The sequence below is a fragment of the Rhodoferax sp. genome (genome assembly GCF_030646845.1).
In the GTDB taxonomy this organism is placed as follows: domain Bacteria; phylum Pseudomonadota; class Gammaproteobacteria; order Burkholderiales; family Burkholderiaceae_C; genus Rhodoferax.
The window spans coordinates 14,507-33,113 of the sequence record NZ_JAUSLE010000005.1 but is presented as its reverse complement, the minus strand read 5'-3'; the positions used below and the strand labels follow the sequence as shown (position 1 = coordinate 33,113).

Genomic DNA, 18,607 nt, shown 5'->3' with positions numbered 1-18,607 from the left:
CATGACTTCGACTTCGTCACCCAGGGCAACGATCTTCGAAGGTGCCACATTCTTGTTGGTCCAGTCCATCTCGGACACGTGGACCAGGCCTTCGATTCCGGGTTCGAGTTCCACAAATGCGCCGTAATCGGCGATGTTGGTGATCTTGCCGAACATGCGCGTACCCTGGGGGTAGCGGCGGTTGACGCCCATCCAGGGATCGTCGCCCATTTGCTTGAGACCCAGTGACACGCGATTTTTCTCGGTGTCGAATTTCAGGATCTTGGCGGTGATCTCTTGACCAGCCGTCACCACTTCGCTTGGGTGACGGACACGGCGCCATGCCATGTCGGTGATGTGCAACAGGCCGTCGATGCCACCCAGGTCCACGAATGCACCGTACTCGGTGATGTTCTTGACCACGCCCTGAACCACAGAACCTTCTTTGAGGGTCTGCATCAGCTTGGCGCGTTCTTCGCCCATGGAGGCTTCCACCACGGCACGGCGTGACAACACAACGTTGTTGCGCTTGCGGTCGAGCTTGATGACCTTGAATTCCATGGTCTTGTTCTCGTAGGGAGACAAGTCTTTGGTGGGGCGTGTGTCGACCAGCGAACCGGGCAGGAAGGCACGGATGCCATTGACCAGAACGGTCAAACCGCCCTTGACCTTGCCGCTGGTGGTGCCGGTGACGAACTCGCCGGTTTCCAGGGCTTTTTCCAGGCTCATCCACGAAGCGAGACGCTTGGCGGTGTCGCGCGACAGAATGGTGTCGCCGTAGCCGTTTTCGATGGAGCCAATGGCCACCGACACGAAGTCGCCAACCTGGACTTCGATCTCGCCCTTGTCACTCTTGAATTCTTCGAGCGGCACGTAGGCTTCGGACTTGAGGCCAGCGTTCACGACCACGAAGCTGTGCTCGATACGAATCACTTCAGCAGTGATCACTTCGCCCGGGCGCATTTCAGTGCGTTTCAGGGACTCTTCAAATAGGGCGGCAAAAGATTCAGACATTTTGGATGCGGATGATTCCGCGGGTTAGTTTGTTGAACCACCCAAGCGGTGCGCTGCGCGCGCGAGAAGGCTTGTGTGGACCGGGCGCAAAAGCATTTTGCCTTTGCATCTTTCCAGCGGTCAGATTGCTCCGAACGGCTGTTTTTCCTGCCACCAGTTCAACACCAGTTCAACCGATCTTTCAACCGTCAAATCCGAGTTGTCCAGTAACCGGGCATCTTCTGCCGGCTTGAGAGGCGCGACGCTGCGAGATGAATCCCGTGCATCGCGTGCTTCCAGATCTGCGCGAAGAGATGGGAGTGTAGCTGAAATTCCCTTTGAAATCAATTGTTTATAGCGCCTCTCCGCCCGTCGTTCGGCGCTGGCGGTCAAAAACACCTTGAGTGGAGCCTGGGGGAAGATGATCGTTCCCATGTCGCGCCCGTCGGCGACCAGTCCGGGCAACCGGCGAAAGCCGTGTTGCAGCCCGATCAGTGCCTGGCGCACCCTGGGCAGCGCCGACACCCTGGAGGCGTTCATGCCCGCCTCTTCGGTCCGTATGGTTTCACTGACGTCAGTCCCGTTCAGCAGCACGCGCCCCTCGGCAAACTGGATGGACAGGCCTTGAACCATGTCCGCAATCGCTGATTCGTGTGAGGCATCCAGCGCCAGACCGGCCTGCAGGGCCGCCAGGGCCGTGATGCGGTAGAGCGAGCCGGAATCCAGAAAGTGGTAGCCCAACTCCTTTGCCAACACCGCCGCCAGGGTGCCCTTGCCCGATGCGGTCGGGCCGTCGACACAAATGACGGGAATGGCCTGCGTCGGTGTCTGTACCAGGGAAAACAGCGCTTCGAAGTAGTCGGGAAAGGTCTTGGCCACGCACTTCGGGTCTTCAATGCGCACCGGCAGACCTGCCGGATTGAAGGCGGCCAGTGAGAAGCACATGGCCATGCGGTGATCGTCGTAAGTGTGGATGCTGGCGGCTTTCCAGTCGGCAGGTGAGGCTGGCGGTGTCACGCGAAGGTAGTCAGCGCCTTCTTCCACGGATGCACCCAGCTTGCGCAACTCGCAGGCCATGGCGGCAATGCGGTCGGTTTCCTTGACGCGCCAGCTGGCAATGTTGCGCAAGGTGGTGGTGCCCTGCGCGTACAGGGCCATCACGGCCAGTGTCATCGCCGCATCGGGGATGTGGTTGCAGTCCAGGTCGATCGCCTTGAGCGGCCATCCATCGCCGGGTTGTCCCCGTGACACTTCAAGCCAGTTGGGGCCGCCTACCACTTGCGCCCCCATCAGTCGCGCGGCATCAATGAAGCGGATATCACCCTGGATGGAATCCGCGCCCACGCCTTCAATTCTTATGCAATTCTTGGCTGTAGCCCCCGCAGCTATTGCCCCAAGCGCTATGAAATAGCTAGCGGAGGAGGCGTCGGCTTCGACGTGCAAGCTGCCCGGCGACCTGAACTGGCTGCCCGCAGGAATGGTGAAGCGCTGCCAGCGATCTTCCCCTGCCGGGCGCACCACCGGGATACCGAAGCGGGCCAGCAGGTTCAGCGTGATTTCAATGTAGGGTCGGGAGATCAGTTCGCTCACCACCTCAATGATCACGTCCTGCCGGGCTACCAGGGGCAATGCCATCAGGAGCGCAGTGAGAAACTGGCTCGACACATCGCCACGCACCCGAATCGGCGCGTCCAGCTTCAGGGTCGGTTCGCCAATGCGCAGCGGCGGGAAGCCTTCCTGCCCCAGGTATTTGATGTGGCAGCCCAGTTGCCGTAGTGCATCGACCAGGTCGCCAATCGGGCGCTCGTGCATGCGCGGCACGCCTCGCAACTCATAGTCGCCTCCCATCACCGCCAGCGCGGCGGTGAGCGGGCGTATGGCGGTGCCGGCATTGCCCATGAACAGATCGGCTTTTCTATTGCCCGGCTGGCCGCCTAGGCCATCGATCTCGACGGTGGCGCCACGTTGCCGCACGCCGCAGCCCAGCTGCCGCAAGGCGTCGAGCATGACGCGCGTATCGTCCGAGTCCAGGAGATCGTGCAGAGTGGTCGTGCCCTGGCTCAGGGCAGACAACAGAAGGACGCGGTTGGAGATGCTTTTGGAGCCTGGGAGAACAATGGTGCCGCCCGCTGCCGTGAGCGGCGGGATATCAAGAAAGGCAGTGGAGAACATTATTTTTGACTTTTGGCCATGCTCCAGTTGGCACGGGTCAGACTGGCCTGTTCAATCAAGCCTTCAAGTGCTTCGCCGTTGCCACTGGAGATCATGAGTTCGAGCGCCTGGAGATTGCGCTGGAAGATCTTTGACTGCGCCAGCAACTCTTCGCGATTGGAGACCAGGATGTCACGCCACACCTTGGCGTCGCTGGCGGCAATGCGGGTGAAGTCGCGAAAGCCGGGACCTGCCAGTGACAGGTAATCTTTGCCTTGTGGCTGGCCCGAGATGGCGTTCATCAGGGCAAATGAAATCAGATGTGGCAGGTGACTGACGGCGGCAAATGCCGCATCATGCGACTCGGGCGACATCTTGACGACACGGCAACCTAGCGCGGTCCAGACGTCGACGGCCTTTTGCAACTGCACCGTCAGGGTCCGTTCAATGGGCGTGAGAATCACCTGTTTGCCGGTGTAAAGGTCGGCATCGGCATGTTCGACACCCGAGACTTCCCGGCCCGCGATGGGGTGGGCTGGTACGAACGATCCGATTTGCTCGCGCAGGGCCCTGCGACCGGCGTCCACTACATCGCGCTTGGTAGAGCCGACGTCCATAACCAGCATCTGGGGGGTCACCAGGTGTTTGATCGCCTTGAAGGTGGCTTCGGTGGCTGATACAGGCACCGCGATCAGGACAATATCGGCACCTGACACTGCCAGCAAGGCAGACGGAGCTTCCACATCAATGACACCCATCTGGCGCGCTCGTTCCGTGGTGGACGGCGACTTGCTATAGCCGACTACACGCTTGACCAAACCCGCGCGCTTGAGCGCAAGGGCGAATGATCCGCCCATCAAGCCACAACCAATAATGCCCAGTTGTTCAAACATCCTGTTTCCTCGGCTTCATGGTCATCATTCATTCACTCACTGGATAGGTGCCAAGCACCTTATAGAAGGCACAAAGTCCCTGGAGATCCTTGAGCGCCAGAGCGACATGCGGCTGCGAGGGGTGACCCTGGATGTCAATGTAAAAATAATACTCCCACTGACCCGAGCGCGCCGGGCGCGACTCAAAACGGGTCATGGACACGCCGTGCGTCTTGAGCGGCATCAGCATGTCGTGCACGGCGCCGGGCTTGTTGGGCACCGAAACGATCAGACTCACGCAGTCCTTGCCCGATGCTTCAGGCGCGGGCAGGGTTTGCGGCAGGCACACCACGGCAAACCGCGTGCGATTGAATGCATCGTCCTGGATGGCGTGGGAGACCACATGCAGCCCAAACTCGCTGCCGGCGCGTTCACTGGCAATGGCCGCCCAGGCTGGGTTGCCGGATGCCAGTCGCGCGCCCTCGGCATTGCTGGAGGCTGCCCGCCGTTCGGCATTGGGCAAGTGCGCAGTGAGCCAGTCCTGACACTGGGCGAGGGCCTGGGGATGGGCATAAACCACCTCAATGCCGGCAAGCGTTGGGGTTAACCGAAGCAGGTTGTGACACACCAAAAAACTTGTTTCGCCGACGATGTGCAGGGGAGAGTTCAACAGCAAATCAAGGGAGCGGGAGATCACGCCTTCGCTGGAGTTTTCCACCGGCACCACACCAAACTCGGCACTGCCTGCCGCCGTGGCCCTGAACACCTCATCAATGCTGACGCAAGGCACGCGCTCGATGCTGGAGCCAAAGTATTGCAGCGCCGCCTGTTCACTGAACGTGCCGGCGGGGCCCAAATAGGCGACCCGCTGGCCGGCCTCCAGCGCGCGACAGGCTGACATGATCTCGCGCCAGATCACCGCCAGGCTGCTGCTCTTGAGCGGACCGGGATTGGCGGCCTGCAGGTTGCTGATCACCTGTGCTTCGCGATCAGGGCGAAAAATCGGGGAGCCGTCCACGCGCTTGATTTCACCGACTTCATGGGCGAGCGCAGCCCGCCGGTTCAGCAGCGCCAGCAGTTCCAGATCGAGGGCGTCGATTTGCGTGCGTAATTCGGAGAGCGTTTTCGCCATGGGGTGACTTGGTTCTTCAGCTTCAGGTGTCTTGAAATTCTCGCATGTAGCGCATTTGCGCCTGCACGCCCTCGATCGGCATCACACCGCAAATGATGGCCACAAAAAACACAGTAATCAGGCCGTGGAACCGACCTCGTCGTCACCTGTCGTGTCATCGTCCACCGGGTTGGCATCGTTTTCAACGATCCGCTGCAGGCCGCTCAGCTTGGAGCCTTCGTCCAGACCAATCAGTGTGACCCCTTGCGTGGCGCGGCCGAGTTCGCGGATCTCGCTGACTCGCGTACGCACCAACACACCCTTGTCGGTGATCAGCATGATCTCGTCGTCGGCATGCACCAGCGTGGCGGCCACGACTTTGCCATTGCGCTCCGACTGGGTAATGGCAATCATGCCCTTGGTGCCGCGACCGTGGCGGGTGTACTCGGTGATGCTGGTGCGCTTGCCGTAACCGTTCTCGGTGGCGGTCAGCACGCTTTGCTCCTCGTCTTCGGCCACCAGCATGGCAATCACGCCCTGGCCCTCTTCAAGCATCATGCCGCGCACACCGCGGGCATTGCGGCCCAGGGGGCGCACGTCGTTCTCGTCAAAACGCACAGCCTTGCCACCATCGCTGAACAGCATGACGTCGTGCTTGCCATCCGTGAGGGCGGCGCCAATCAGGTAGTCGCCGTCATCCAGGTTCACAGCGATGATGCCGCCCTTGCGCGGGTTGTTGAACTCATCGAGCGCTGTCTTCTTGACGGTGCCCATACTGGTTGCCATGAACACATACTGGTCGGCCGGGAAGCTGCGCTTGTCGCCGGTCAGCGGCAGCACGACGTTGATCTTTTCACCCTCTTGCAAGGGGAACATATTGACGATGGGGCGGCCACGCGAACCGCGCGAGCCCTGTGGCACTTCCCAGACTTTGAGCCAGTAAAGGCGGCCGCGGTTGCTGAAGCACAGGATGTAATCGTGCGTGTTGGCAATGAAGAGCTGGTCGACCCAGTCGTCTTCCTTGGTGGCCGTGGCCTGCTTGCCGCGACCACCGCGTTTTTGTGCCCGGTATTCGCTCAGCGGCTGGCTCTTGATGTAGCCGCTGTGCGAGAGCGTCACCACCATGTCCGTGGGGGTGATCAAGTCTTCCGTGCTGAGGTCAAACGAGCTGTACTCCACCATGCTGCGGCGCGCACCTAGCTTGGTTTGGCCGAACTCGGTCTTGATGGCCGAGAGTTCTTCGCTGATGATGGTGGTGACTCGTTCGGGTCGGGCCAGAATGTCGAGCAGGTCGTCAATCTCGGCCATCACCTCTTTGTATTCGGCCACGATCTTGTCCTGCTCCAGCCCGGTCAGGCGTTGCAGGCGCATTTGCAGGATCTCTTGCGCCTGCGTGTCTGACAAACGGTACAGGCCGTCGCTGCCCATGCCGTACATTTTTTCCAAACCATCGGGACGGTAGCTGTCGGCGTTGATCATGCCGCCGTCGGCGCGGGTGCGGGTGAGCATTTCGCGCACCAGCTTGCTATCCCAAGGTTTGTTCATCAACTCGACTTTGGCCACCGGAGGCGTCGGTGATTCGCGGATGATACGGATGAATTCGTCGATGTTCGCCAAGGCCACCGCCAGGCCTTCCAGCACATGGCCGCGCTCGCGTGCCTTGCGAAGGTTGAAGATGGTGCGCCGCGTCACCACTTCACGGCGGTGTTCCAGGAAGACTTCAATCAAGTCCTTGAGGTTGCACAGTTTGGGCTGACCATTGATCAGCGCCACCATGTTCATGCCAAACGTGTCCTGCAACTGCGTTTGTTTGTACAGGTTGTTGAGCACCACTTCGGGGACGGCGCCACGCTTGAGCTCAATGACCAGACGCATGCCGGACTTGTCCGACTCATCCTGAATGTGGCTGATGTCGTCGATCTTCTTCTCGTGCACCAGCTCGGCCATGCGTTCCTGCAAGGTCTTTTTGTTGCACTGATAGGGCAATTCATCGACGATGATCGCCTGCCGCTGCCCCTTGTCAATGTCTTCAAAATGACATTTGGCGCGCATGACAACGCGGCCCCGCCCGGTGCGGTAGCCGTCCTTGACGCCGTTGATGCCGTAAATGATGCCCGCCGTCGGGAAGTCCGGCGCCGGGATGATCTCCATCAACTCGTCAATTGTGGCCTGCGGGTTACGCAGCAAATGCAGGCAGCCATCAACCACTTCGTTCAGGTTGTGCGGAGGGATGTTAGTGGCCATGCCCACCGCAATGCCGGAGGAGCCATTGACCAGCAAATTGGGGAAGCGGGCTGGCATGACCAGCGGCTCTTGCTCGCTACCGTCGTAGTTGGGGCCGAAATCTACCGTTTCTTTGTCCAGATCGGCGAGCAATTCATGCGCGATCTTGGACATACGGATTTCGGTGTATCGCATGGCTGCAGCGTTGTCGCCGTCCACAGATCCGAAATTGCCCTGGCCGTCCACCAGCATGTGGCGCAGAGAGAAGTCCTGTGCCATACGCACGATGGTTTCATACACCGCGCTGTCGCCGTGCGGGTGGTACTTGCCAATGACGTCACCAACAATACGCGCCGATTTCTTGTACGGTCGGTTCCAGTCGTTGTTGAGTTCGTGCATGGCGAACAAAACCCGCCGGTGCACCGGTTTCAGCCCGTCTCGCGCATCGGGCAGGGCGCGCCCCACAATCACGCTCATGGCGTAATCGAGATAGCTGCGCCGCATTTCCTCTTCAAGGCTGATGGGCAAGGTTTCTTTGGCGAACTGGGTCATGGAGTGGTCGTGGCTAAGGCTATGTCAAAGGCAACCCCTGATTCTAAGGGCCGGGCCTTGTGGTGTAGGTGCAACGGCCAGACACAATTTGTCTTACTTTTGTAGGACAAATGCCCCCCTTGCGATTTCGCCTCCAAAGGCCCATTCTGGCTGTGGCACAATGACGACAACGTTTTAGATGATTGGCATTTAGAGCGTCCCGTAATTATTCGCAGCGCTGCTGCGGCTTTTTTCCCAAGAGGAGAACCATGAAGAAATTGAATAAAGTGGCAATGTTGATTGCTTCCGCAGCACTTGCAACCGCTGCTGGCGCACAAACCATCGACAACTGGGTTAACAGCACTGGCACTACCTGGAAGAACGGCACCAATGAACTGTGCTGGCGCAATTCCAACTGGACACCCGCTACTGCGGCCGTTGGTTGCGATGGCGCGATTGTGGCTCCTGTGGCTGCTGCCGCACCTGCACCCGCACCTGCTGCTGCCCCAGCTGCTCCTGCTCCCGCACCAGTTGCTCCTCCTCCTCCTCCTCCCGCAGCTACCAAGGTGACTTACGCTGCTGACGCATTCTTTGACTTCGACAAGTCGGTGCTCAAGCCTGAAGGCAAAGCCAAGCTGGACGACCTGGTTGGCAAGGTCAAGGGCATCAACCTGGAAGTCATCATCGCTGTGGGTCACACCGACGCTGTCGGCACCGATGGTTACAACCAGAAGTTGTCGGTCAAGCGCTCTGAAGCTGTGAAGGCCTACTTGGTGTCAAAGGGCATCGAGAAGAACCGCGTTTACACCGAAGGCAAAGGCGAAGTGCAGCCTGTGGCTGATAACAAGACCAAAGAAGGTCGCGCCAAAAACCGTCGCGTGGAAATCGAAGTAGTCGGTACCCGCGCCGCTGGCAAGTAATTGGCGTCAAAGCCACGAAGCGGTCTCTAGAGGCCGCTTCAATAAGAACCCCGCTTTGGCGGGGTTTTTTTGTTTCAGGCGAGCCTGTTCTCCATTCCGTGTGAAGTGCTCTGCAATTTGTCGATAATCTCCCCATGACCTCTAACTTGAACGCGGATCCGGCCGAATTGGCCAAGTTTTCTGACCTGGCCCACCGCTGGTGGGACATGGACGGCGAGTTCCGACCGCTGCATCAGATCAATCCTCTGCGGCTGGAATGGATCAACAGTCTTTGCCCGTTGAAGGGTCTGCAGGCTCTTGACGTCGGTTGTGGCGGCGGCGTCCTCACGGATGCCATGGCGCGATCGGGCGCGCAGGTGACGGGCATTGATCTGGCCACCAAAGCCCTCAGGGTGGCACAACTCCACGCGCTGGAAGCCGAGACTCCGAACGTGCAGTATCGTGAGGTCAGCGCTGAAGCATTGGCTGCGGAGCAGCCTGGCAGCTTTGATGTGGTGACCTGTATGGAAATGCTGGAACACGTGCCCGACCCGGCCTCGGTAGTGCGGGCCTGTTCCGCACTCGTCAAACCGGGCGGCTGGGTGTTCTTCTCGACGCTGAATCGCAATCCAAAATCATTTTTGTTTGCCATTGTGGGCGCCGAGTATGTGCTTAATTTGCTGCCACGTGGAACGCACGAGTACATCAAGATGATCCGGCCCAGTGAACTGGCCAGTTACTGCCGATCCGCTGATCTTGATCTGCGCAACACCCGTGGGATAGGCTACAACCCGCTTACCCGGCGTTACTGGCTGAGTGCCGACACGAGCGTGAACTATCTCTTCGCCACCCAGAAGCCCTTGGCTGTGACGCCGTGACGCCACAAAGTGGAATGTTTGCCGATGTGCAGGCGGTACTTTTTGATCTGGACGGTACCCTGATTGATAGCGCGCCAGACTTGGGTGCTGCGGCCGACAAAATGCGGGTCGATCGGGGCTTGCCGTCACTGCCATTGGCGCACTACCGTCCCCTGGCTGGCGCTGGCGCGCGTGGAATGATTGGCGTGGCGTTTGGCCTGACACCCGAGCATGCGGGCTTTTCCGCTTTGCGGGAAGAGTTCTTCGCGAATTACGAGCAGTGCATGACGCAACGGACCTATGCTTTTGATGGAGTTCCTGAGCTGATTGCCCATCTGGTGGCAATCGACCTTCCCTGGGGTGTTGTCACCAACAAGGCGGCCCGTTTCACTGATCCCTTGACGCGGGTCATGCCGTTGTTCCTGTCGGCCCGCACGGTGGTCAGCGGTGACACCACGCCTCACGCCAAGCCACACCCAGAGCCCTTGTTCGAAGCCGCCCGGCGCCTTGCCATTGACCCGGCACGCTGTCTGTACGTCGGTGATGACGAACGGGATATCGTGGCAGGGTTGGCGGCTGGCATGGGTACGGTGGCCGCCACCTATGGTTACCTCGGTCAAAAAGCCGATCCGTCGCGGTGGGGCGCGCATGCCACCATAAATTTTCCAGGGGCACTATTGCAATTGCTGGCGAAGGCCTAAAATAGGGATCAAGGGGCTGCATTGGTTTCGACGTGGGTTCGGACGCGGTGTGGTGCATGTCGAGCTGAATGTGCTCGTAAAACTGATTCAAAAAAACTAACTGCAAACGACGAACGTTTCGCACTCGCTGCTTAATTGCCAGTGAGCTTTACAACAGCAGGCCGATGGGCTGGGCAAGGGGTTTTTAGCGCAAGTTAAGGGCTCCCGGCTGTAAAGATAATTTCATCGGCTGGCTCCGGGCTGGGTACCTTAGCCCGGGGCAAGAAAATAGGGTGCTGGCGTCCTGTGTAGCGTGTGGCTGCGCGACACAGGTGGCGAGACTCAAATCAGACCACTAAACATGTAGATCTGCCCGAACAAGGCTTGCGGACGGGGGTTCAAATCCCCCCAGCTCCACCATACCGCATGACAAAGGCCTCCAAGTAGCGATACTCGGAGGCCTTTTTCTTTTAAAAATCAATAACTTCACGAGTGAGCAACCATGCTGAAAGTAAAGCCTGTCTCTGCCGAGCGCCTGCCTGAGCTGCTGCGACGCATGCCGAAGGCGGAACTGCACATCCACATCGAAGGTTCGCTGGAGCCGGAGTTGATGTTTGCACTGGGGCAGCGCAACGGCATTTCGATGGCCTACCCGGATATCGACTCCTTGCGCCGGGCCTATGTATTTGACAACCTGCAGGATTTTCTCGATATCTACCATGCTGGCACTTTAGTGTTGCGCACCGAGCAGGACTTTTATGACATGACGTACGCCTATCTGGCCCGCGCTGCGGCCGACAACGTGCTTCACGCGGAGATCTTTTTCGATACCCAGACCCATACCGGGCACGGCGTGAGTGTTGACGTGGTCATCAATGGGCTGCACCGGGCATGTGTCGATGCCCATGCCGAATTTGGCATGAGCGCCTCCCTGATACTCTGCTTCTTGCGCCACCTGAGCGAGCAGGATGCATTTGAGTGCCTGGAGCAAGCCCTGCCGTACCGTGACAAGCTGGTGGGGGTGGGCCTGGCATCCAGCGAGATGGGCCACCCGCCGGAAAAGTTTGCCCGCGTCTTTGCCCGGGCCCGTGAACTGGGTTTTCGGCTGGTGGCGCACGCGGGAGAAGAGGGTCCGCCGGCCTACATCTGGAGCGCGCTGGATGTCCTCAAGGTAGAGCGCATTGACCACGGCGTGCAGGCCATGAAAGACCCGGCGCTGATGGCGCGGCTGGTTCAGGACCGCATTCCGCTCACTGTATGCCCCCTGTCCAACCTGAAGCTTCGCGTATTTCCCACCCTCGCCGGGCACAATCTGGCCCGCATGCTCGATGCCGGCATCGTGGCGACCGTCAACTCGGACGATCCGGCCTACTTCGGGGGTTACATCAACGAGAACTTCACCCAGACCTTTGCCGCCTTGGGCCTGGGTGCCCAGCATGCCTACCAACTGGCGCGCAACAGTTTTGAGGCGAGTTTTATTGATGAAGCCCTCAAACGGCAGTACATCGACCGTCTGGCGGCCACATTTGAGACGTTTGAGTAAAACACAGCGACGCTCGCTCGGTTAAAATCCTGTTCAAGGCCCGCTGCTCCGGCGGGCCTTGCTTTTTGTGTTTCGGAGCCATGTAGAGGACCACCATGTACAAAAACCTCGTAGCCGCGCTTGCGGCCGCTTGTTTTATTTCTCCTGTTTTTTCGCAACCTGCCCCGTCGGCCACCCCAGCCAGAGAGCCGTTGAAAGTCGGCTTTGTGTACGTCGCACCATTGACCGATGCTGGCTGGGTTCGCCAGCACAACGAGGGCCGCCTGGCTGTGGACGCGGCGTTGGGCGCCAGGGTCAAGACCGCCTATGTTGAAAACGTGGCCGAGGGCCCCGACGCCGAACGCGTGATTCGCGATCTTGCGGCTACCGGGCACAAGCTCATCTTCACGCCCAGCTTTGGCTACATGGAACCCACGCTCAAAGTCGCGCAGGAGTTCCCGGACGTCAAATTCGAATCCATCACCGGTTACAAGACCGCGCCCAATGTGGCCGTAGCGAATGCGCGCTACTACGAGGGGCGCTACCTGGCAGGCATCGCGGCCGGGCGCATGACGACGAGCAATGTGGCCGGCTATGTGGCGGGCTTTCCCATTCCCGAAGTGCTGCAGGGTATCAATGCTTTTGCCTTGGGAATGCAATCCGTTAACCCCAGGGCGGAAGTCAAAGTGGTATGGCTCAACAGCTGGTTTGACCCGACCCGCGAGCGTGATGCCGCCATGACGCTGTTCAATCAAAACGTCGATGTGATTGCATTTCACACCGGTTCGTCGGCCGTCATGGCCGCTGCGCAGGAGCGTGGCAAGCTGGCCGTGGCCTACCACTCGGACATGCGGAAGATTGCGCCGGACGCCCAGATCGCGGCCATTACCCACCAATGGGGCAAGTACTACACCCAACGCACCCAGGCGGTACTGGATGGCAGCTGGAAGAGCGGCTCGGTGTGGGGTGGCGTGCGCGAGGGCATGATCCAGGTCGATGGCTTTGGCAGCAAAGTGCCCAAGTCCGTACAGGCCGAAGTACTGGCGCGGCAAAAAGATATCGCAGCCGGCAAGCTGCATCCTTTTCGCGCCAGACAGCCGGTGCTGGACAACCAGGGCAAAGTAGTCATCGCCAAAGGCCAGACGCTCAATGACGAGCAGATTCTCAAGATGAACTGGCTGGTCCAGGGGGTGCAGGGCCAGTTACCCTGATCGCCTGAGCCGGAAGGGGCGCATTGCCCTTATTCGGCAACGTGTATGGGTCGGTGCGGGGTGACGCGGTAAGCTTCTTTGTTATGAAAGCTTATCGCGCCGCCATCCTCCGCTTTGCCCCTGACCGCGAGCCGCATCGCGCCGCTGTTTTCGAAGAAGATGGCCTGCTGGTGGTGGGGCCGGATGTCAACGGCACCCAGGTGGTGCAGGCGGTCGGGCCGTACCGCGACCTGCGGGACAGGTTTCCGGCGGTGGCGCTTGAGCATCTGCCAGGGCGCATCATTGCCCCCGGTTTTGTGGACATGCATATCCACTTCCCGCAGGCCAACGTCATTGGCTCGCCGGCCGACGGCTTGCTGCCGTGGCTCGAGAACTACACATTCCCTGAAGAGAAACGCTTCGCGGCCCCCGAATACAGTGGGCAAGCAGCTACGTTTTTCATAGCGGAACTGCTGCGCAATGGGGTCACCACCGCGCTGGCGTTCGCCACCTCGCACACCGAATCAGTGGATGCCCTGTTCACCGAGGCGCGGCGTCGGCGCCTGCGGCTGATCACCGGGCTGTGCCTGATGGACCGCAATGCTCCGGCCGATGTGCTCAATCGCGCCGCGCCCAACGGTGTTGCTGACGCCACAGAGCAAAGCCTGATCGACTCCGAGGCCTTGCTGCAGAAGTGGCACGGCAAGGGGCGTCTGGGTTACGCGATCACCCCGCGTTTTGCGCCCAGTTGCAGCGACGCCCAGTTGCGCGGAGCGGGGGAGCTGGCCGCCAGGTATCCGGATGTGTGGATCCAGTCGCATGTGGCTGAAAACAAGGACGAAATCAAATGGGCGCGCGAGCTGTTTCCGCAGTCGCGCAGCTACCTGTCCACCTACGCCGATTTTGGCCTGATGCGGGAGCGCGCCATCTACGCCCATTGCATCCACTTCGATGACGATGACCGTGCGCTGATGCGCGACACCGGTACAGCGGCGGCCGTCTGCCCGACCAGCAATCTGTTTCTGGGCAGCGGTTTCTTTGATTACGCAAGCGCGGACCGCATCGGCTTCCAGTACGGTCTGGCCAGCGATGTGGGCGGCGGTACCAGTTTCAGTCCGTTTCACACCATGCTGGCGGCTTACTACGTGGGACGTGAAGGGCAGACCAAACCGGGCCGGTCACTGGCGCCGCAGCACCTGTGGTGGCAACACACCGCCGGGGCGGCGCAGGCCCTTGGGCTGGATGGTCAACGTGGACGACCGGCCGTGGGTAATCTGCAAGCGGGCTGCGAGGCCGATTTTGTGGTCCTGAACCCGCAGGCAACGCCGCTGCTGGCGCGCCGCACCGCCAGCGCCAACAGTCTGGACGAGCTGCTGTTTGCCATGATCGTGCTGGGCGATGACCGTCTGGTGGAGAAGACCGTGATCTCGCAAATACTTTAAGCCTTTTGTGCCGCTAGTCCTCGCCGGTATTGCGTTAGTAGCTATCAAATTAGGAGCTTCTTTGAACTGCCTCGGGTGGTTGATGGCGCCTGCTTCGCGGGGGGTGGGCCTGCTTACAATTGGTCAAACCAAGGAGTTTCGTTCCCATGACTATCAAGAGTGACAAATGGATTCGCCACATGGCCGAAACCACCGGCATGATCGAGCCCTTCGAGCCGCGCCAGGTTCGCGAGCGCGACGGCCACAAGATCATCAGTTATGGCACCAGCAGCTATGGGTATGACATTCGCTGCGCGCCTGAGTTCAAGGTCTTCACCAACATCCACAGCACGGTGGTGGACCCGAAGAACTTTGACGAGAAAAGCTTTGTCGATTTTCACGGCGACAGCTGCATCATCCCGCCCAACAGCTTCGCGCTCGCGCGCACCATGGAGTACTTCCGCATTCCGCGCAACGTGCTCACCATCTGCCTGGGCAAAAGCACCTACGCCCGCTGCGGCATCATCGTCAACGTGACGCCTTTCGAGCCCGAATGGGAGGGCTACGTGACGCTGGAGTTCAGCAACACCACGCCGCTGCCGGCCAAAATTTATGCTGGCGAAGGCTGCGCGCAGGTGCTGTTCTTCGAGAGCGACGAAGTCTGCGAGACCTCGTACAAGGACCGGGGCGGGAAGTACCAGGGTCAAGTTGGCGTAACGCTGCCGAAGGCATGAGCCTGTTTCGGCGCGCCTGGGCAACGCCATAGCAATTCACCAGGAGTCATGCCATGAAGTGGGAAGGTAATCGCGAATCGGACAATGTGGAAGACCGGCGTGCCAGCGGTGGGGGCTTGGGCGGGCGCAGCATTGGCATCGGGTCGATTGCCATTGCGCTGGTCGTCTCCTACTTTCTGGGCATCAACCCCATGACGGTGCTCGACCTGCTCACTGGCGGCAGCCCGGCGCCGCAGACCGCGCAAGTGGCTCAAAAACCACCGGCGGATGACCAAATGGCGAAGTTTGTCGCCACCGTGCTGGGCGACACGGAAGACGTCTGGAAGGACGTCTTCACAAAGGGCGGCGCGACCTACCAGGAACCCAAACTGGTGCTGTATCGCGGTGCCACCGCCACCAGTTGCGGGCAGGGGCAGTCGGCGATGGGGCCGTTCTATTGCCCGGAGGATCAAAAGGTCTATATCGACCTTGGTTTCTATGAAACGCTGAAAACCCGGATGGGGGCGCCGGGTGATTTTGCCCAGGCCTATGTGATTGCCCATGAGGTCGGCCACCATGTGCAGAATCTGCTGGGTATCACCACCAAAATGGACCAGATGCGCGGGCGCGTCAGCCAGGCGGAATACAACGCCTTGAGCGTACGGCTGGAATTGCAGGCCGATTGCTTTGCCGGCGTCTGGGCCAACCATGCGCAGGCAGCGCGCCAATTGCTGGAGCAAGGTGACGTGGAAGAGGCCATGAACGCCGCCGCAAAGATCGGCGACGATGCGCTGCAGCGCTCCAGCGGCCGCTCGGTGGTGCCTGAACGCTTTACCCATGGCACCAGCGCGCAGCGCCAGCGCTGGTTCGACAATGGCTTGAAAAATGGCAGCGTCAAGCGCTGCGACACGTTTTCTGCCGCCCAATTGTGATATATGGTGGATAATAGGGGTTTGCCCCAATCCTTGGGGTGCCACCAGCTATCGGATTGATAGCATCTGACCTTGGCTATGAATGACCGATTTGACTTCTGAATTGACTCCCGACACTTTACCGATGGCCTTTGCCCAGCTGCAATTGGCTGCGCCTTTGTCCCGCGCCGTAAGTGAGATGGGCTACGAGTCCATGACCCCCATCCAGGCGCAGGCCATTCCTGTCGTCCTGCAAGGGCACGATGTGATGGGCGCCGCCCAAACCGGCACCGGCAAGACTGCCGCCTTCGCCCTGCCTTTGTTGCAGCGCCTGCTCAAGCATGAGAGCAGTTCGACTTCACCCGCGCGCCACCCCGTGCGCGCCCTGGTGCTGTTGCCCACGCGTGAGCTGGCCGACCAGGTGGCACAAGCCATCAAGTCCTACGCCAAATACACCCAGCTGCGCAGCGCCGTGGTGTTTGGTGGCATGGACATGAAGCCCCAGACCATCGAGCTGAAAAAGGGCGTGGAAATCCTGGTGGCCACACCCGGCCGCCTGCTGGACCATATTGAAGCCAAGAACGCCGTGCTGAACCAGGTGGAGTATGTGGTGCTGGACGAGGCCGACCGCATGCTGGACATCGGTTTCCTGCCCGATCTGCAGCGCATCCTGAGCTACCTGCCCAAGCAGCGCACCACGCTGCTGTTCTCGGCCACCTTTTCGTCGGAGATCAAGCGCCTGGCCAGTAGCTACCTGCAGGACCCGATCACGATTGAGGTTGCTCGTTCCAATGCCACCGCGTCCACCGTCGAGCAGCATTTCTACAGCGTGGGCGATGAGGACAAACGCCACGCCCTGCACCAGATTCTGAAACAGCGCGGCATGAAGCAGGCCTTTGTGTTTGTGAACAGCAAACTGGGCTGCGCCCGATTGGCACGCTCGCTGGAGCATGAAGGCCTCAAAACGACGGCGCTGCATGGCGACAAGAGCCAGGATGAGCGTCTCAAGGCGCTCGACTCCTTCAAAAAGGGCGAGGTCGATTTGCTGGTGTGTACCGACGTGGCCGCGCGCGGGCTGGACATCAAGGATGTGCCTGCGGTGTTCAACTTCGATGTGCCTTTCAATGCAGAAGACTACGTGCACCGCATTGGTCGCACGGGGCGTGCCGGGGCGGCAGGCCTGGCCGTCACTTTTGTGTCCAAGAGCGATGCCCGTCTGATCGGCGACATAGAAAAGCTCATCAAGACCAAGATTGAACTGGAAGCGGTCGAGTTTGATGAAGATGTGCCTGACATTCGCAAGCAGGGGCGCATCAACGACGGCCGTCGCATGTATGCCGAAGGTGCGCAGGACGACTCCCGTCCGGCTCGTCACCGTTCAGGTGCCATGCATGACGTGGCGCACGAAGGTCAGTTCGCCCGTCAGGATCGTCCGCCCCGCCGTGACCACTCGCGTCCGGCCCCGGCGTCGCGCGACCCCTTCTTTGACAAGCCCTACGAACCGGCTCCGGTGACAGAGGCTGCGCCTTCCTGGGAAGCCACAGCGGCCCGGCCCGGTGGTCGCAGCATTTCAGCCAACATCAAGCCCAAGCGCCGGGTGGCAGCGCTGTTCAAGTCCGAAGCAACGTCGTGACATGAACGCTGGCCCGGCGGAATCGCCGGGTTGTTCATCAGCTTTTTTCAGCCAGGTTTCTGCGCCTGCTCGCACTTCACCTGGATGAGTTCTTGAGCCAGTGTGGTGCCGGTGGTGGCACCGCCCAGGCGCAGGGCGCTTAAGGCACCGCCCCAAACACAGCCCGTGTCCAGCGACAGGACGTCGTGGCGCTCCAGCCAGCCCAGTGTCGACCAGTGGCCGAACGCCACCGTGATGCTGGCGGTCTGCCGTCCGGGCGCATCGAACCACGGCAGGTAACCCGCAGGCGCAGCGTTGGCGCTTTCTGTGCTGGAAAATTCCATCCGCCCGTCGGCATCACAAAACCGCAGCCGGGTGAGGGCGTTCACCACCACGCGCAGCCGCGCCGAGCCGCTCAGCGTATCGCTCCAGAACGCGGGCTCGTTGCCATACATTTCATGCAAAAAAGCGCCGAGGTCCGGGCTACGCAGCACCGCCTCCACCTCGCCAGCCAGTGCTATCGTTTTGGTAGCTGACCACGCCGGCAGGACGCCGGCGTGGATCATGAGTACCTCATGTCCCTCGATCTTCTTCAGAATCGCCATGCGTTGCCCCCTCAGCCACTCCAGCATCGCCGGTCCGTCCGGCGCCTGCAGAATACCGTCCAGCGTGTCGTTGTGGTGCGGCTTGCGCACCCCATGAGCAACCGCCAGCAGATGCAGGTCGTGGTTGCCCAGAAGGCATTGAGCGCAAGCGCCATAACCCATCAGACGGCGCAGCACGCCTTCCGAGTCCGGTCCCCGGTTGACCAGATCACCCAGCAGGTAGAGCGTGTCGCGGCTCGCAGAGAAAGAAATTTCATCCAGCAGCCGCTGCAAGGCGCTATCGCAACCCTGCACGTCGCCAATCAAGTAAAGTGCCATGGTGTTTATTCTCGCTGCT

General features: G+C 60.1%; 15 protein-coding genes and 1 other RNA gene. 10 read left to right on the top strand and 6 right to left on the bottom strand.

From position 1 onward, the window contains the following. From Q7T10_RS01715 to gyrA, 5 genes are all read right to left on the bottom strand, one after another. On the bottom strand, positions 1-993 hold a 993-nt coding region (locus Q7T10_RS01715; protein WP_304745237.1), incomplete at its 3' end, for a 30S ribosomal protein S1. Between the two features lie 120 nt (positions 994-1,113). Beyond that, positions 1,114-3,144 (bottom strand): bifunctional 3-phosphoshikimate 1-carboxyvinyltransferase/cytidylate kinase, encoded by a 2,031-nt coding sequence (locus tag Q7T10_RS01710; RefSeq protein WP_304745235.1) that lies wholly within the window; start codon positions 3,142-3,144, stop codon positions 1,114-1,116. Continuing rightward, positions 3,144-4,016, bottom strand: coding sequence for a prephenate dehydrogenase/arogenate dehydrogenase family protein (locus tag Q7T10_RS01705; protein WP_304745233.1), 873 nt, complete (start codon positions 4,014-4,016; stop codon positions 3,144-3,146). The genes Q7T10_RS01710 and Q7T10_RS01705 overlap by 1 nt, the downstream gene beginning before the upstream one ends. A gap of 28 nt (positions 4,017-4,044) precedes the next feature. Beyond that, on the bottom strand, positions 4,045-5,127 hold the full coding sequence (gene pheA, locus Q7T10_RS01700; protein ID WP_304745231.1) for a prephenate dehydratase: 1,083 nt from the start codon (positions 5,125-5,127) through the stop codon (positions 4,045-4,047). Between the two features lie 117 nt (positions 5,128-5,244). Continuing rightward, a complete protein-coding gene (gene gyrA, locus Q7T10_RS01695) occupies positions 5,245-7,881 on the bottom strand; it encodes a DNA gyrase subunit A (RefSeq protein WP_304745229.1) in 2,637 nt (878 codons plus the stop codon). Positions 7,882-8,129: 248 nt separating this feature from the next. On the opposite strand from gyrA, the gene ompA reads away from it, so the two are divergent. From ompA to Q7T10_RS01645, 10 genes are all read left to right on the top strand, one after another. After that, positions 8,130-8,780: an outer membrane protein OmpA gene (gene ompA, locus Q7T10_RS01690; protein WP_304745227.1), complete on the top strand. Its 651-nt coding sequence runs from the start codon at positions 8,130-8,132 to the stop codon at positions 8,778-8,780. Positions 8,781-8,914: 134 nt separating this feature from the next. After that, entirely contained in the window at positions 8,915-9,637 is a 723-nt protein-coding gene (gene ubiG / locus Q7T10_RS01685) for a bifunctional 2-polyprenyl-6-hydroxyphenol methylase/3-demethylubiquinol 3-O-methyltransferase UbiG (RefSeq protein WP_304745225.1), read from the top strand. Positions 9,638-9,651: 14 nt separating this feature from the next. Then, positions 9,652-10,317: an HAD-IA family hydrolase gene (locus Q7T10_RS01680; protein WP_304745239.1), complete on the top strand. Its 666-nt coding sequence runs from the start codon at positions 9,652-9,654 to the stop codon at positions 10,315-10,317. A gap of 12 nt (positions 10,318-10,329) precedes the next feature. Beyond that, positions 10,330-10,716, top strand: a transfer-messenger RNA (tmRNA) gene (gene ssrA, locus Q7T10_RS01675). 82 nt (positions 10,717-10,798) lie between these two features. After that, entirely contained in the window at positions 10,799-11,839 is a 1,041-nt protein-coding gene (locus Q7T10_RS01670; RefSeq protein WP_304745223.1) for an adenosine deaminase, read from the top strand. Between the two features lie 95 nt (positions 11,840-11,934). Continuing rightward, a complete protein-coding gene (locus Q7T10_RS01665; RefSeq protein WP_304745220.1) occupies positions 11,935-13,029 on the top strand; it encodes a BMP family ABC transporter substrate-binding protein in 1,095 nt (364 codons plus the stop codon). Positions 13,030-13,112: 83 nt separating this feature from the next. Next, positions 13,113-14,450 carry a guanine deaminase gene (gene guaD / locus Q7T10_RS01660; RefSeq protein WP_304745218.1) on the top strand — a complete coding sequence of 446 codons (1,338 nt, stop codon included), beginning with the start codon at positions 13,113-13,115 and terminating at the stop codon, positions 14,448-14,450. Positions 14,451-14,596: 146 nt separating this feature from the next. Beyond that, positions 14,597-15,163 carry a dCTP deaminase gene (dcd, locus tag Q7T10_RS01655; RefSeq protein WP_304745216.1) on the top strand — a complete coding sequence of 189 codons (567 nt, stop codon included), beginning with the start codon at positions 14,597-14,599 and terminating at the stop codon, positions 15,161-15,163. A 53-nt stretch (positions 15,164-15,216) separates the two neighbouring features. Then, a complete protein-coding gene (locus Q7T10_RS01650; protein WP_304745214.1) occupies positions 15,217-16,074 on the top strand; it encodes a neutral zinc metallopeptidase in 858 nt (285 codons plus the stop codon). A gap of 124 nt (positions 16,075-16,198) precedes the next feature. Beyond that, entirely contained in the window at positions 16,199-17,686 is a 1,488-nt protein-coding gene (locus Q7T10_RS01645; RefSeq protein ID WP_304745212.1) for a DEAD/DEAH box helicase, read from the top strand. Between the two features lie 47 nt (positions 17,687-17,733). On the opposite strand, the gene Q7T10_RS01640 is transcribed toward Q7T10_RS01645, so the two are convergent. Further along, the gene (locus Q7T10_RS01640) at positions 17,734-18,588 is read right to left on the bottom strand and encodes a symmetrical bis(5'-nucleosyl)-tetraphosphatase (protein ID WP_304745209.1); all 855 of its coding nucleotides are present in this window, start codon (positions 18,586-18,588) and stop codon (positions 17,734-17,736) included. Between the last annotated feature and the right edge of the window lie 19 nt (positions 18,589-18,607).

Coding starts and splice junctions, on each gene's coding strand:
- pheA (WP_304745231.1), bottom strand. CDS start 5,127: ATGGCGAAAACGCTCTCCGAATTACGCACGCAAATCGACGCCCTCGAT.
- Q7T10_RS01665 (WP_304745220.1), top strand. CDS start 11,935: ATGTACAAAAACCTCGTAGCCGCGCTTGCGGCCGCTTGTTTTATTTCT.
- ubiG (WP_304745225.1), top strand. CDS start 8,915: ATGACCTCTAACTTGAACGCGGATCCGGCCGAATTGGCCAAGTTTTCT.
- guaD (WP_304745218.1), top strand. CDS start 13,113: ATGAAAGCTTATCGCGCCGCCATCCTCCGCTTTGCCCCTGACCGCGAG.
- Q7T10_RS01710 (WP_304745235.1), bottom strand. CDS start 3,144: ATGTTCTCCACTGCCTTTCTTGATATCCCGCCGCTCACGGCAGCGGGC.
- Q7T10_RS01650 (WP_304745214.1), top strand. CDS start 15,217: ATGAAGTGGGAAGGTAATCGCGAATCGGACAATGTGGAAGACCGGCGT.
- Q7T10_RS01670 (WP_304745223.1), top strand. CDS start 10,799: ATGCTGAAAGTAAAGCCTGTCTCTGCCGAGCGCCTGCCTGAGCTGCTG.
- Q7T10_RS01680 (WP_304745239.1), top strand. CDS start 9,652: ATGTTTGCCGATGTGCAGGCGGTACTTTTTGATCTGGACGGTACCCTG.
- ompA (WP_304745227.1), top strand. CDS start 8,130: ATGAAGAAATTGAATAAAGTGGCAATGTTGATTGCTTCCGCAGCACTT.
- dcd (WP_304745216.1), top strand. CDS start 14,597: ATGACTATCAAGAGTGACAAATGGATTCGCCACATGGCCGAAACCACC.
- Q7T10_RS01640 (WP_304745209.1), bottom strand. CDS start 18,588: ATGGCACTTTACTTGATTGGCGACGTGCAGGGTTGCGATAGCGCCTTG.
- Q7T10_RS01705 (WP_304745233.1), bottom strand. CDS start 4,016: ATGTTTGAACAACTGGGCATTATTGGTTGTGGCTTGATGGGCGGATCA.
- Q7T10_RS01645 (WP_304745212.1), top strand. CDS start 16,199: ATGGCCTTTGCCCAGCTGCAATTGGCTGCGCCTTTGTCCCGCGCCGTA.
- gyrA (WP_304745229.1), bottom strand. CDS start 7,881: ATGACCCAGTTCGCCAAAGAAACCTTGCCCATCAGCCTTGAAGAGGAA.